This window comes from uncultured Oscillibacter sp., assembly GCF_910579365.1.
Taxonomy (GTDB): domain Bacteria; phylum Bacillota; class Clostridia; order Oscillospirales; family Oscillospiraceae; genus Oscillibacter.
Genome location: NZ_CAJTUX010000067.1, coordinates 1 through 13,382, shown reverse-complemented (window position 1 = coordinate 13,382; position 13,382 = coordinate 1). Strand labels below are relative to the sequence as shown.

Below are 13,382 nucleotides of genomic sequence, written 5' to 3'. Positions count from 1 at the left end.
TAGGGCAGCTGGGTGGACACGTGGTTCACGTGGTCGCACTGGGCGCCGGCGGAGGCCATAATGGTGGTGTCGGAGATGGGGGAGCAGTGGTCGCCGCAGACCGCGCCGGCCATGCAGGCGGAAATGCAGACAATGGCCATGGGGTTGTCCATGGAGAAGACGTTCTGCACAATGGGAATCAGGATGCCGAAGGTGCCCCAGGAGGTGCCGGTGGCGAAGGCCAGCAGGCAGCCGATGGCGAACACGATCAAGGGCAGAATCATCTGGAGGCCGGAGGCGGAGGACCGGACGAAATCCCGGACGAAGAACTTCGCGCCCAGGGAATCCGTCATGTTCTTCAGGCTCCAGGCAAAGGTCAGAATCATGATGGCGGGAACCATGGCCTTGAAGCCTTCGGGGATGCAGCCCATCATGTCCCGGAAGCTCATGGACCGGCGGATGAGGTAATAGACCAGGGTGAAGACCAGGGCGAAGGCGCTGCCCAGCATCAATCCCACGGAGGCGTCGGAGTTGGAGAAGGCGGTGATAAAGCCCTCGCCCTCGAAGAAGCCGCCGGAGTAGATCATGCCGATGACGCAGCAGATGATGAGCACCACCACGGGCAGCACCAGGTCCAAAACGGTGCCCTTGCCCTCGGGAGCGTCGTCCGCCGCCCCCGCGTAGGGGTTGGCGCCGGAGAAGAGGTCGCCCTTCTCCATGGCGTTCTTCTCAAACTTGGTCATGGCGCCAAACTCAATCTTCATGACGATCATGCCCACCATCATGACGATGGTCAGCAGGGCATAGTAGTTATAGGGAATGGCCCGGAGGAAGAGGTTAAAACCCTGGCCGTCCTCGGCGAAGCCCGCCACGGCGGCGGCCCAGGAGCTGATGGGGGCAATGATGCACACCGGGGCGGCGGTGGCGTCGATGATGTAAGCCAGCTTGGCCCGGGAGATGTTGTGCTTGTCCGTAATGGGCCGCATGACGCTGCCCACGGTGAGGCAGTTGAAGTAGTCGTCAATGAAAATCAGCACGCCCAAAAGGACGGAGGCCAGCTGCGCCCCCACCCGGGACTTGATGTGGTCCTTGGCCCAGCGGCCGAAGGCGGCGGAGCCGCCCGCCTTGTTCATCAGGCACACCATGGAGCCCAGGATGATCAGGAAGATCAGGATGCCCATGTTGTAGCTGTCTGTGACGGAGGCGACGATGCCGTCGTTGAACACATGGAGAATGGTGGCCTCAAAGGCGAAGTTGGAGTACAGCAGTCCGCCCACCAGGATGCCCAGGAACAGGGAAGAATAAACCTCCTTGGTAATCAGGGCCAGGGCGATGGCGATGATGGGGGGCAGCAGGGACCAGAAGGTGTTGTAAAAGCCGCTGGGAGACTCCACATACCCCACGCCCTCGCAGGTCTCGCAGGTGACGGCCTCCAGGTCCTCGGACAGCACAATGCCTGCCGTGCCGCAGTCGGGGCACTCCACATACTTGGTTCCGGCAACCTCAGTGAGGTCCTCCCCCACAGCCAGGGCGGGGACGGTCATGGCCGCGCACAGCAGCAGCACGACGGCCAGCAGGGGCAGGAACCGTCTTTGGAAGGTTCTCATAGCTCTCTCTCCTAAATAAAAAATGAAGTCATGACAGGTCGTCATGACTTCATACTTGAAACACACGTGTATGAATCCACGACAGCGCTCCACCTCCAAAGGAGGTGACAGTCCGGGGGATATTCTCCCCGCGGCCCGGCCCCGGCTCCCTCAGGCGGGAGGACGAAGCCTCGGCGGAAGCCCCTTTCCCCCTCCCCGGTTCCTGAACCTTGGGAAGGCGTACTCTTGACATCCGCGCCTCTATCATGCTGGCACTTATTATATAAATCTTTTTTGAAATGTCAACCGTCTTTTTGGAATTTCTCCTGGTTTTTCTGCCGGGAAGCCTCGAAACACGGAAGTTTCCGAAAAGAAAGCCGCCCTCTCTCCCCGGCAGGTCCGCTCCTTTTTGCGCAGTTTGCCCAGCCTCCGGCAGTCTCTTTGGAGCTTCGTCCGGCAAAACGCCGATTTTTGGAAAACGGTTTGACACGGGCCGCAGAGATGCTACAATAGGATAATATGCGGTCTTCGCGACCCGAAATACGCAAAGCCCCAAGGAGGCGAACAGGATGAAGTTTTCCAGCAAGTGCGAGGCGTGCAGCCTCTCCCCCATTCGGAAATTCCACCCCTATGTGGTGGCGGCGGAGGCAGCGGGCCGGCGGGTCCTCCACCTGAACATCGGCCAGCCCGACGTGGAAACCCCCCAGGCATTCTTTGACGCCGTGCGGGGCTTTGACCGCTCCGTCCTGGCTTACGCCCCCGCCGCCGGTTTGGACGCCTATCTGGAAGCGGTGCGGGACTATTATCTTAGCTTCGGCGTCTCCCTGGCGCCGGGGGATATTCTGGCGACTTACGGCGGCAGCGAGGCCCTTCAGCTGGCCATGGCCTGCATTCTGGACGAGGGGGACGAGGTTCTGATCCCCGAGCCCTTCTATCCCAATTACGACACCTTCATTGGCGTCACCGGCGGCAAAATCCGCCCCATTCCCACAACTTCCCAGGAGGGATACCGCTTCGTCCGCCGGGACAAGATCGAACCCCTCATCAACGAGCGCACCAAGGCCATCGTCGTCACCAACCCCGGCAACCCCACCGGCGCGGTCCTCACCCATGAGGAGCAGCGCCTCCTGGTGGACATCTGCAAGGAGCGCGGCCTCTTCCTCATCAGCGACGAGGTCTACCGGGAGATTATCTACTCCGGGAAAAAGCTCAGCTCCTTCCTGGAGTTTGCGGACGCCGCGGACCACATCATCGTCACCGACTCCATCTCCAAGCGCTTTTCCTCCTGCGGCGCCCGGGTGGGCGCGCTGATATCCCGGAACCGGCACTTTATGGAGCTGGCCATGAAGATCTGCCAGGGCCGCCTCTGCGCCGCCACTCTGGACCAGCTTGGCGCCGCCGCCCTGTACCGCTGCATGACGCCGGAATACCTGGCCTCCGTCCGGGACGAGTACGGACGGAGAAAGGACGCGCTGGTATCCGCCCTCTCCAAGCTCCCCGGCGTCACCCACAGCTCTCCGGAGGGCGCGTTCTACGTCATGGCCACGCTGCCTGTGGACGACGCGGAGAAGCTCCAGTACTTCCTGCTCCAGGAGTTCGAAGACCGGGGCGAAACCGTCATGTACGCCCCCGGCGAGGGCTTTTACGGCACCCCCGGCAAGGGCCGGAACGAAATCCGCATCGCCTACGTCACCAATCCCCAGGAGCTGACCCGGGCCATCGAGCTTCTGGGCCTGGGCATCCAGGCCTACAACCGGAAAAACGGCGGATAAGCAGGAGGGACCGATATGATACGCCATATTGTCATGTGGAAATTCCGCCCCGGCACCGAGGCGGAGCAGGAGAAATTTCTGAACGGCCTCCGGGCCCTTCAGGGCGTGGTGCCCCAGATGCTCTCCAGCGAGGTCGCCGTAAACGTGGGGGCGGGGAATTACGACGCCGTCCTTGTCAGCGAGTTCCAAAGTCTGGAGGATCTGGATGCCTACAAAAACGACCCCCGGCACAAGGCGGTGTCCGCCCTGTGCAAGTCCATCCGGGAGGACCGGGTCGCGGTGGACTATGAGATGAACTAGAGCCGAAAGGCCGCCCTGTGGGGGCGGCCTTTTTATTCACAAAAACTTAACGCGCGGATAGGACAAAAGTGTTGACAGCGGTGTTAGTCCTGACTATAATAAGTGACAGCCTGTCACAAAATGACAGGGTGTCATTTTTTCTGTGAGGGATACATATGTGTACAGAGACCTTCCTCCGGCTGCCGGAGGAGAAGCGGCGCCGCTTTCTCGACGCCGCTTGGGCGGAATTCACCGCCGCCCGCTTCACGGACGTGTCCATCAACCAGATCGTCCGCCGGGCGGGTATTCCCAGGGGGAGTTTTTACCAGTATTTTACCGACAAGGACGACCTCTTCGCCTACCTGCTGGAGGAGGTCCGGAACCACGTCAAGGAGGAGTACCGCAAAGTCCTGCGGGACAACGGCGGGGACATCTTTCAGGCCCAGCTGAACTGCTTTGACCGCATGACCTCCCGGGAGACCGCCCTGGACCCGATGATGAAGCGGTGCATGGACTTCCTTCAGAAAAACCAGGGGCTGGATATTCAGAAGTTCCTCCCCACCCGGCCGGGCCAGCGGCTGCTGGACGGGCTTTGGGACCTGACGGATCTCTCCGCGCTGCGGAACCCCAGTCCGGAATATGGCCGGATTGTCTTCTGTTTGCTGATGGCCGCCCTGGGCAGCGCCTGCATGGACGCCATACTCTGCCCCGAGGAGCAGGCGCTCCACCGGAAGGAGCTGGAGGCCAAGCTGGAGATCATCCGATACGGCAGCCTGCGAAAGACCTGATTTCCGGAAATTTTCCTTGACCTTCCCCTTGGTGGAAGGTGTATAACCCAATGGAACGGCAGAACCTCCGGCCCGCCTCCGGCGGTCTGGGACACTGGAAAAAGCGAAGGAGGACCACATGAAGAAGAAATGGACCGCGCTGCTGCTGGCGTTGACGCTGGCGCTGCCGCTGTGCGTCATTCCCGCCCTGGCGGAGACGGACCCGCCCGCCCCGGAGGAGGAGACCGAAGAGGCCGCCCCCCCGGGGGAGGACGCCCAAGAGGAGGAACAGCCCCCCCTGGTGATCGTTCCCAGCGAAGCGGAGCCCAGCTCCGCCAAGGACAGCACCATGGACGACGAGCTGGTCTTTACCGGAGAGAGCGACTTCCGCTATCTGGCCTTCGCGGACCTGAAGGAGCGTGTGCTGGAGGGAAACCTCTCCGCCCGGATGCTGGAGGAATCCATCGCCTCCATTGACGCCATGGACTTCACCCAGATGTACGCCGACCTGGTCAGCCAGCTCAACAGTCTGGAGCGGGCCCAGGACATGTACGCCCAGATTCCCGTGGCCACGCCCATGGAGGGGGCCATGCAGGGCTACGTCATCTCCAATCTGGCCAGCTCCTACGGCACGCTGAGCAGCACGGTGACGGACTTGGCCACCGGCAAGCTCCAGAAGGACTACGCCGCCGCCAAGCGCCAGCTGAAAAACGCCCAGGACCTGATCGTGGTGGGGGCGGAATCCCTGTACTTCGCCATTTTGGAGCTGGAGCAGACCAAGGGCACGCTCCAGCGGAACCTCACCGCCCTGGACCGCCAGCTGGAGGAGATGGGACTGCGCTATCAGCTGGGGCAGATTTCCGCCCTGACCCTGGAACAGGTGAAAAACGGCCGGGCCGCGCTGCAAAGCAGCCTCAGCACCCTGGAGATGAACCTCCGGCGCTGCAAGCTCCAAATGCAGGCCATGACCGGCGCCAGCCTCACCGGGTCCCTGGTGCTGGGCCCCCTGCCGGAGCTCAGTCCGGGCCTCATCGCCAGCATGGACCACAAGCCGGACCTGGAGGAGGCCAAGGAGCGCAGCTATGACCTCTTCGCCGCCAAGAAGAAGCTGGACGAGGCCAGCGACACCTATGACGACGCCCAGGCCAGCTACGCAAAGAATACATACAACCTCCGCACCGCCCGCCACACCTACGAAGCGGCGCTGTATGAGTACAAAATGGCGGTGCAGAGCTTTGAGATGAACTTTCGCAGCGCCTTTGACTCCGTAAAGGACTATCAGCAGGTTCTGAACTCCGCTCAGACCTCTCTGACCTTCCAGGAGAGCAGCTACGCCGCCATGGAGCTGAAGTACCGGCAGGGCGCCATCTCCCGCAACGCCCTGCTGGACGCGGAGGACAGCCTTACCGAGGCCAAGGACGCCGTGGCCACCGCCCAGCGGAATCTCTTCACCGCCTACCGCACCTATTCCTGGGCCGTCAACTACGGCGTGATGAACAACGGACAGACCGGCCAATGACAACGGCCAAATCGTATGGGAGGACGCACATGACAAAGAAGAATATCCTGGCGGCGCTGCTTGCCGCCGTGCTGGCGCTGTCTCTGGCCGCCTGCGGCGGCGGCGCTACGGACGATACGCCGGAGGAGGAACCCTCCGCCGCCGGCATCGCCGTCCAGGTGGAGGAAATCTCCCCGGACACCATTTATGCGGAAAACACCGTCTCCGGCCAGCTGGCGGCGGAGGACCAGTCCACCATCATGGTGGCCGTCAACGCCAAGTGCACCGCCGTCTACGCCGAGGCGGGAGACGAGGTGAAGGCTGGGGACCTGCTGTGTACCCTGGACCTGGGCAGCACCCTCTCCAGCTACAATGCCGCCGGCATCAGCTACCGCTCCGCCGTGCAGGGGTACAACGATCAGGCCGCCGTTTTTGAAAAGCAGATCGCCCTGCTGGAGAAGAGCGTCCGCGACCTCAAGGAGCTTTTTGAGATCGGCGCGGCCTCGCAGATGGAGATCGACCAGGCGGAGCTGCAGCTGCAAACCGCCGTGGCCCAGCGGAACTCCACCCTCTCCCAGCTGGAGGCCGGCATGCAGAGCGCCCTTTCCAATGTGGAGCAGCTGGACACCGTCCTGGAAAACGTGGACGCCCGGGGCAACGTCGTCGCCCCCAGCAGCGGCACCCTGGTCACCATGAACGCCACGGAGGGCAGCTTCATCTCCAACACCATGCCCCTGGCCGTTATCGACGGGGCGGAGCAGATGAAGGCCGTGGTGCAGGTCTCCGAGGCGCTGGTGCCCAAGCTCTCCGCCGGGGACACGGCGGACGTCAGCGTCAGCGCCGCGGAGCAGACCTTCGAGGCCACCATCCGCTCCGTGGAGCGGGCGGCCAACATGCAGACCCGGCTCTACACCGTCACCCTCGCCCTGCCCTCCGAGACCAGCGGACTGCTGGCGGGCATGTTCGCCGACGTCACCTTCCACACCGACGTGTCGGAGAACACCATCGTGGTGCCCACCGAGGCGGTGCTGACCCGGGGCGAGACCCAGTATGTCTTCGTGGTGGAACACGACACCGCCAAGTATGTGGAGGTCACCACCGGCCTCACCGGCAACGGCGTGACGGAGGTTCTCTCCGGTCTTTCCGCCGGGCAGCGGCTGGTCACGGTGGGGCAGGCCTACCTCAGCGACGGCGACCCGGTGCGCATTGTCTCCGGGGCCCCCGCTCCGGCGGAGACCGGGGACGCGGACTCCGCCGGGAACGCCGCCTCCGGGAGCGGAGAGGACCAGGGGGAATAAAAGAAGATGAGTATCGCCAAAGCAAGCATCCAGCACAAGGTGGCCACCATCCTGGCCAGCATCCTGATCTGCGTCTTCGGATTGATGTTCGCCACCCAGCTTCAGATGGCCCTGATGCCGGAGATGGAGATGCCCATGGCGGTGGTGGCCTGCTACTACGTGGGCGCCAGCCCCAGCGACATCGAGGAGCTGGTCACCCGGCCCCTGGAGGGGGCTATCATGTCCGTGCCCGGCGTGGATGAGATTTCCTCCACCTCCTCCGACGGCGCCAGCCAGATTCAGATTACCTATGTGGACGGCACGGACCTGGACATCGCCGCCACAAAGCTCCGGGAACAGTTCGATCAGGTAAGCCTCCCGGAGGACGCCATGGACCCGGTCATCATCAACATGAACCTCAGCGCCCTGATGCCCACAGCCATGATCGCCCTGGTGGGCGACGACCTCAGCCAGCTCCAAAGCATGGCGGAGGACCTGGTGGTCCCCGCTTTGGAGCGCATCAACGGCGTGGCCCAGGTGACGGTGAACGGCGGCGTGGAGCAGCAGATCGCCGTGGAGCTGGACCCCACCCGGGCGGCGGGCTACGGGCTCTCCGCCTCCTACGTCTCGCAATTCCTGGCGGGCCAGAACCTCATCTACCCCGGCGGGAGCCTTGAAAACGGCTCCAAGAAGCTCACCGTCTCCACCGACGCCAAGTTCCAGACGGTGGACGACGTGCGGAATATGATTCTCTCCCTCCCCACCGGCGGGGCGGTGCGCCTCTCCGAGGTGGCCAATGTCCGCCTGGAGGACAAGGACATGGACGCCATGGCAAAATCCGGCGAGTCCGCCTGCGTGGTGCTCCAGGTCTCCAAGCAGTCCGCCGCCAATGAGGTTTACGTCTCCGAGCAGGTGGTGAAGCGGCTGGAGAGCCTGAGGGAAGACCATCCCTCCCTGCGCTACTCCACCCCCTACCTCGCCAGCGACTACATCAACCAGACGGTGGACGCCGCCTATCAGAACATCCTCCAGGGCGTGCTGCTGGCGGCCCTTGTCGTCCTGCTGTTCCTCCGCCGGGGCGGGGCCACGCTGACCATCGCCGTCTCCATGCCCATCTGCATTCTGACGGTGTTCCTGCTGATGAACGCCTTCCACCTGACGCTGAACATGATGTCCCTGGGCGGCATCGCCATGGGCGTGGGCATGATCGTGGACAACTCCATCGTCGTGCTGGAGAACATCTACCGCTTCTCCGCCGAGGGCCGCAGCCGGGCGGACGCCTGTATCGAGGGCACAAAGGAGGTCACCAGCTCCGTTCTGGCCTCCACCCTCACCACGGAGGCCGTTTTCGTCCCCCTGGCCCTCACCGGGGGCATGGCGGGGATGATGTTCAAGGACTTCTGCCTCACCATCGCCTCGCTGATCTTCGCCTCCCTGGTGATCTCGCTGACGCTGGTCCCCCTCTTGTGCTACTTCACCCTGGACGAGGAGAAGGTCCGCCGCCGGGTGGAGAAGAAGGCCGCCAAGCGGCCCGGTCCCCTGAACAAGCTGACGGAGAAGATTCGCGCCTTCTATCTGAAAACCCTGGGCTTCTTCGTTCACCACCTCTTCCTGGGCATGGCCGCCTCCTTCGCCCTGGTGGTCCTCTTCGGCGTCACCCTGTTGAACACCAAGATGGTGCTGATCCCCGACATGGACCAGGGCACAATCAACCTCAGCATCCGCATGCCCATCGGCTCTCAGCTGAACGAGACCTCCGTCATCGCCGACCGGGTCACCGCCATCACGGAGGCGGAGGTCCCGGAGATCGAGGAGATGTTCTACATCGCCTCCAACGAGTCCGTCACCATGATGCTGGACATCGGCTCCAAGTCCCAGCGCCAGCGGAGCAGCAACGAGATCGCCGCAGCGCTCCGGGGCGCGCTCCGGGACATCGCGGGCTGTGAGATCACCGTCTCCGCCTCGGACTCCAGCGCCATGATGGGCGGCGGCGGGGATATCGCCGTGAACATCGAGGGCGACGATTACGACACCCTGGAGTTCCTGGCAAACGATCTCATCACCCAGATCGAGGCCCTGCCCGGCGCGGTAAACGTGAAGAGCTCCCTCTCCGACGAGGTGCCCCAGGTAAAGGTCCGGGTAAACCGGGAGGCCGCCGCTCAGTACGGTCTCACCGCCGCCTCCATCGGCGGCGCGGTCCGGTCCGAGCTCACCGGCTCCACCGCCACCCGGGTCACCGTCAACGGCCGGGAGCTGGACGTGGTAATCCGGGGAGGCGGCGCGGCCTCCCGAAGTCTGGACGCTCTGCGCTCCATGGGCGTGCCCTCCGCCTTCGGCGGAACGGTGCCCCTCTCCTCCGTGGCCGAGGTGCTCATTGAACAGGCCCCCCAGACCATCGTCCGGTCCAACCAGACCCGGCAGGTGACGATCTCCGGCGACTCCGTCAGCGGCGACACCGCCGCCATGACCGCCGCCATCTGGGAGATTCTGGACAACTACACCTTCCCCCAGGGCTACGCCGTGGAGACCGACGGCTCCTATGAGACCATGATGGAGAGCTTCGGCGACCTGCTGCTTGCCCTGGCGGCGGCGCTGCTTCTGGTGTACTTCGTGCTGGCGGTGCAGTTCGAGAGCTTTCTGATGCCCGTCATGGTCATGCTGATTCTCCCCGTGGCCTTCACCGGGTCGCTGTTCGGCCTCCCGGTCGCGGGGCGGGACCTCTCCATGCTGTCCCTGGTCTCCATCATCATGCTGGCGGGCACGGTGGTCAACTCCTCCATCATCCTGGTGGAGTACATCAAGATTCGAAGGGCCCGGGGCGAGGACCGGGAGACCGCCATCCTCCACGCCTGCCCCCTGCGGGTGCGGCCCATCCTCATGACCACGCTGACCACCATCCTCGCCATGGTGCCCATGGCCTTGGGGATCGGGGAAACCAACGAGATGATGAGCGACATGGGCATCACCATGATCGCGGGCATGGTGATCTCCACCGTCGTCACCCTGGTGTTCACGCCGGTGTACTACTCCGTCATTGATAACCTGAGCCACATCTTCCGCCGGAAGGATAAGGGGGAAAAGCCCCCGAAAAAGCGGACCCTCTTCCGGCGCAGGGGCGGGGAGCTCCCCCCTCCCGAGGCTCCGCAGACCCCTGAGCGCGTCCCCGCGGAAACCACCTGACCATACAAAAGCGGGCCGCCTATATTAAGGCGGCCCGCTGTGTTTTCTCTTTACCTGGTTTCCCCGGCGGGCTCCTCCTCCAGGCCCAGCAGCGCCCTGCCGTGCTGGTCCAGGTGGGGCAGCAATTCGCCGTAGGACAGCTGAAACACCTGGGGCCCGGCGGCGTAGCACGCCAGCTCGTAGGGGGAGAAGGCCACGGTCATGCCCTCCTGGTCAAAACTGACGGCGTAGCTGGGCCAGTCCGCCAGAATGTCGGCGTAATCCTCCCAGTAGTAGTCGGAGGCGGCTGTCCCCATCTCCGCCGCCGCCTCCTGGGCCCTGTTCACCAAAGCCTGGTGGACGTACTCCCGAAGGTCCCCGCCCTTGTCCAGAATCTCCGCCTCGAAAAACTCCCCGGTCTCCAGATCGAAATTCCAGCTCATCAGGATGCTGTTGGGATGGGCCCCGCCTGTGTAGGTGCTGTAGACGCCGGAGACGCTGATCAGCTTCTCCGTCTGGTACACCGTACAGCGGAGGTCGTCCGTGTAAGCCACAGGAGTCAGGCCGGTCTCGTTTCGAAAGGCCCAGTCCGCCTTGGCGCTCTCCGCCAGGGTCTGAGGATTGGATTTCCATTGGCCAAAATGGGCGTTGAAGGTCTCCACCGCCGCCAGGGCCTCCTCCCCTTCTCCGGAGGAGGCCGCCTCCAGCGCGTTCCCGTCCTCCGTCAGCGCCCTCAGCACCGGCAGCTCATAGGCGCACTCCGCCAGCACCGTGCCGTTCCCGTCCCGGATGGTCTTCTCGTACTCCTCCATCTCCACCGAAAAGACGGCGGCGGCGGCCGGCGGGGCCGGCAGGGCGTTTTTCACATTGGTCAACGTCTCCCCGGCGCAGCCGGCTAAGGCGCTTAGTACCAGAAACAGAGCGATCATGGTACTCATCCGTGTTCCTCCTTACCTCGCCGTCCCCCCGTCTCCCCGGCAGATCACCGGACCCGTCCGCCACTCGTCCGGGACGGCGGCGGGGTCGGGACAGGCCAGGGCCCAGAGCCGGCCGGCCCGGACCTCCAGGCCGAAGAGGCGCCGGGCCTCTTCCGGCAGGCGGCGGACGGCGGCGGGCTTGGTCAGCACCGGCAGGGCGGCGTTCCGCATCCCGGCCAGCAGGGCCGTTCCCCCCTCGCTGGCCGCCAGGACCCGCAGATAAGCGGGCCGCTCCGGCGGCGCGGGGGGCAGTCCCAAATAGGCCCGGAACACCGTCCGGCGGAGCCGGGCCAGGGGATAGCGTTTCGTTTTCACGTTTGTCAGCAGCTCCTCCACCGACGGGGCGGAGGGGGCATAGCGGGCGAAGCGGCGGCACAGGCCCTCGTTCCCCTGGTCCAGCGCGGCCCAGTCCGCCTCCTCCAAAAAGCGCATCCGGGCCAAAACCGCCCGTTCGCAGTTCGCCAGCGCCGCCGGGGCGCGGCCTGCGGCCCGCTCCGCGCGGTACGCCTCCGCCATGGCGGGGGCCATGAGGGAAAGGGCCGTTTCCTCCTCCCCCCGGGCAAGCAGCGCCCGGATGGCGGAGGCGGAGGCAAAACCGCCCTCCGCCTCGGCGCTGTCGTGTCCCGCTCCCCGGCGGGGCACGGCCACAGGCCGGATGCCGCTGCCCCGAAGGGCCTTGCAGTACTCCACGCCCAAGGTGTCGTTGGGCCGGGCCAGCGCTCCGGCGTCCTCCCCGGAGAGCAGGGCCTCCACGGCCCGCTGGCGGGCGGCAGGGAAGCTGTCCCCCTTTTTCAGCTCCTCCCGGAGCTTGGGGGGAAACGCCTCGGAGCAAAGGGCCTCCGCCACGCGGACCAGGGCCCCGGCGTCCCCGCTCTCGCTTCCAAAAACCAAATGGGTAACCGCCCCCGCGGACCTCAGAATCTCCACGGCCCCGGCGGCGAAGCCCTCCGCCGAGGAAAGCGCCCACGGCAGCGGCAGCTCCAGCACCAGATCCGCCCCGCTTCGCACGGCGGCGGCGGCCCGGGCAAACTTGCCCGCAACGGCAAAGTCCCCCCGCTGGACAAAGCTCCCGCTCATGACGCAGACAATGGCGGTATCCCGGCCCAACAGGCGGCGGGTCTCCTCCATCAGATACACATGGCCATAATGAAGGGGATTGTATTCTGTTATCATACCAGCGACGGGCATAAAATTCCCCCCTGAAGTGGTGACAAAAAAGTGACATTTCGGTAAAAAGGCGGTTGTAACTCCCAGAAAGTCTGGTATAATGGACTTGGACAACGGGAGAAGGGCTGCCTTTTCGCGTATTATCTTATATGAAATTCTGGAAAGGCGCAAGCCCTTCCCAAAAAGAGGAGACGGTAAACATGAACATTCTAGTCATCAACGCGGGGAGTTCCTCCCTGAAGTATCAGCTTCTGGACCCGGAGAGCGGCGTTCTGCTGGCCAAGGGCCTGTGCGAGCGCATCGGCATCGACGGCAAGTTCACCTACAAGGCTGAGGGGAAGAAGACCCTGGACGCCATTGATATCCCCATGCCCACCCACTCCGAGGCCATCCAGGCCGTGCTGGACGCGGTAGCCGACAAGGACAACGGCGTCATCGCCTCCATGAGCGAGATCGGCGCGGTGGGGCACCGGGTGGTCCACGGCGGCGAGGCCTTCAATAAGTCCGTGCTTATTGACAGCGCGGTACTCAAGGCCATTGAGGACTGCATCCCCCTGGCCCCCCTCCACAACCCCGCCAACCTGACGGGCATCCGGGCCTGCCAGAAGGTGATGCCCGGCGTGCCCATGGTGGCTGTGTTTGACACCGCCTTCCACCAGACCATGCCCCCCCAGGCCTATATGTACGCCCTGCCCTACGCCTGGTATGAAGAGGACAAGGTCCGGCGCTACGGCTTCCACGGCACCAGCCACAAGTACGTGGCCGGCCGGGCCGCCGCGATGCTGGGCAGAAAGCCCGAGGAGCTCAAGCTCATCTCCTGCCACCTGGGCAACGGCTCCTCCATCACCGCCGTGGACGGCGGCAAAAGCGTGGACACCTCCATGGGCTTCACCCCCCTGGCGGGCGTGCCCATGGGCACCC

Annotated in this window: 10 protein-coding genes and 1 riboswitch; of the genes, 7 read left to right on the top strand and 3 right to left on the bottom strand. The window is 64.1% G+C overall.

Annotated elements, in window-relative coordinates; translation table 11 throughout:
* Positions 1 to 1,586, bottom strand: a 1,586-nt coding sequence (locus tag QZ329_RS12630) for a Na+/H+ antiporter NhaC family protein (RefSeq protein WP_295753154.1), incomplete at its 3' end; no start/stop codon positions are given.
* A 74-nt stretch (positions 1,587 to 1,660) separates the two neighbouring features.
* A riboswitch (Lysine riboswitch) is annotated at positions 1,661 to 1,837 on the bottom strand.
* Between the two features lie 297 nt (positions 1,838 to 2,134).
* Here QZ329_RS12630 and QZ329_RS12625 point away from each other — a divergent pair.
* From QZ329_RS12625 to QZ329_RS12600, 6 genes are all read left to right on the top strand, one after another.
* Positions 2,135 to 3,337, top strand: a complete 1,203-nt coding sequence (locus QZ329_RS12625) for a pyridoxal phosphate-dependent aminotransferase (RefSeq protein ID WP_295753151.1) — start codon at positions 2,135 to 2,137, stop codon at positions 3,335 to 3,337.
* A gap of 15 nt (positions 3,338 to 3,352) precedes the next feature.
* Positions 3,353 to 3,637 (top strand): Dabb family protein, encoded by a 285-nt coding sequence (locus tag QZ329_RS12620; RefSeq protein ID WP_295753148.1) that lies wholly within the window; start codon positions 3,353 to 3,355, stop codon positions 3,635 to 3,637.
* A 155-nt stretch (positions 3,638 to 3,792) separates the two neighbouring features.
* Positions 3,793 to 4,404: a TetR/AcrR family transcriptional regulator gene (locus QZ329_RS12615; RefSeq protein WP_295753144.1), complete on the top strand. Its 612-nt coding sequence runs from the start codon at positions 3,793 to 3,795 to the stop codon at positions 4,402 to 4,404.
* Between the two features lie 118 nt (positions 4,405 to 4,522).
* The gene (locus QZ329_RS12610) at positions 4,523 to 5,902 is read left to right on the top strand and encodes a TolC family protein (RefSeq protein WP_295753142.1); all 1,380 of its coding nucleotides are present in this window, start codon (positions 4,523 to 4,525) and stop codon (positions 5,900 to 5,902) included.
* Between the two features lie 29 nt (positions 5,903 to 5,931).
* Entirely contained in the window at positions 5,932 to 7,179 is a 1,248-nt protein-coding gene (locus QZ329_RS12605; RefSeq protein WP_295753140.1) for an efflux RND transporter periplasmic adaptor subunit, read from the top strand.
* Between the two features lie 6 nt (positions 7,180 to 7,185).
* A complete protein-coding gene (locus QZ329_RS12600; RefSeq protein WP_295753138.1) occupies positions 7,186 to 10,338 on the top strand; it encodes an efflux RND transporter permease subunit in 3,153 nt (1,050 codons plus the stop codon).
* A gap of 50 nt (positions 10,339 to 10,388) precedes the next feature.
* On the opposite strand, the gene QZ329_RS12595 is transcribed toward QZ329_RS12600, so the two are convergent.
* Together QZ329_RS12595 and QZ329_RS12590 are read right to left on the bottom strand one after the other, a co-directional pair.
* Positions 10,389 to 11,255: a DUF3298 and DUF4163 domain-containing protein gene (locus QZ329_RS12595; protein WP_295753136.1), complete on the bottom strand. Its 867-nt coding sequence runs from the start codon at positions 11,253 to 11,255 to the stop codon at positions 10,389 to 10,391.
* A 12-nt stretch (positions 11,256 to 11,267) separates the two neighbouring features.
* The gene (locus tag QZ329_RS12590) at positions 11,268 to 12,482 is read right to left on the bottom strand and encodes a nucleotidyltransferase family protein (protein ID WP_295753134.1); all 1,215 of its coding nucleotides are present in this window, start codon (positions 12,480 to 12,482) and stop codon (positions 11,268 to 11,270) included.
* A 179-nt stretch (positions 12,483 to 12,661) separates the two neighbouring features.
* On the opposite strand from QZ329_RS12590, the gene QZ329_RS12585 reads away from it, so the two are divergent.
* Positions 12,662 to 13,382, top strand: a 721-nt coding sequence (locus QZ329_RS12585; RefSeq protein WP_295753131.1) for an acetate/propionate family kinase, incomplete at its 3' end; no start/stop codon positions are given.

Bases quoted from the DNA above. Each gene is read 5' to 3' on its own strand.
- QZ329_RS12625 (WP_295753151.1), top strand. From the start codon at position 2,135: ATGAAGTTTTCCAGCAAGTGCGAGGCGTGCAGCCTCTCCCCCATTCGG.
- QZ329_RS12620 (WP_295753148.1), top strand. From the start codon at position 3,353: ATGATACGCCATATTGTCATGTGGAAATTCCGCCCCGGCACCGAGGCG.
- QZ329_RS12615 (WP_295753144.1), top strand. From the start codon at position 3,793: ATGTGTACAGAGACCTTCCTCCGGCTGCCGGAGGAGAAGCGGCGCCGC.
- QZ329_RS12610 (WP_295753142.1), top strand. From the start codon at position 4,523: ATGAAGAAGAAATGGACCGCGCTGCTGCTGGCGTTGACGCTGGCGCTG.
- QZ329_RS12605 (WP_295753140.1), top strand. From the start codon at position 5,932: ATGACAAAGAAGAATATCCTGGCGGCGCTGCTTGCCGCCGTGCTGGCG.
- QZ329_RS12600 (WP_295753138.1), top strand. From the start codon at position 7,186: ATGAGTATCGCCAAAGCAAGCATCCAGCACAAGGTGGCCACCATCCTG.
- QZ329_RS12595 (WP_295753136.1), bottom strand. From the start codon at position 11,255: ATGAGTACCATGATCGCTCTGTTTCTGGTACTAAGCGCCTTAGCCGGC.
- QZ329_RS12590 (WP_295753134.1), bottom strand. From the start codon at position 12,482: ATGCCCGTCGCTGGTATGATAACAGAATACAATCCCCTTCATTATGGC.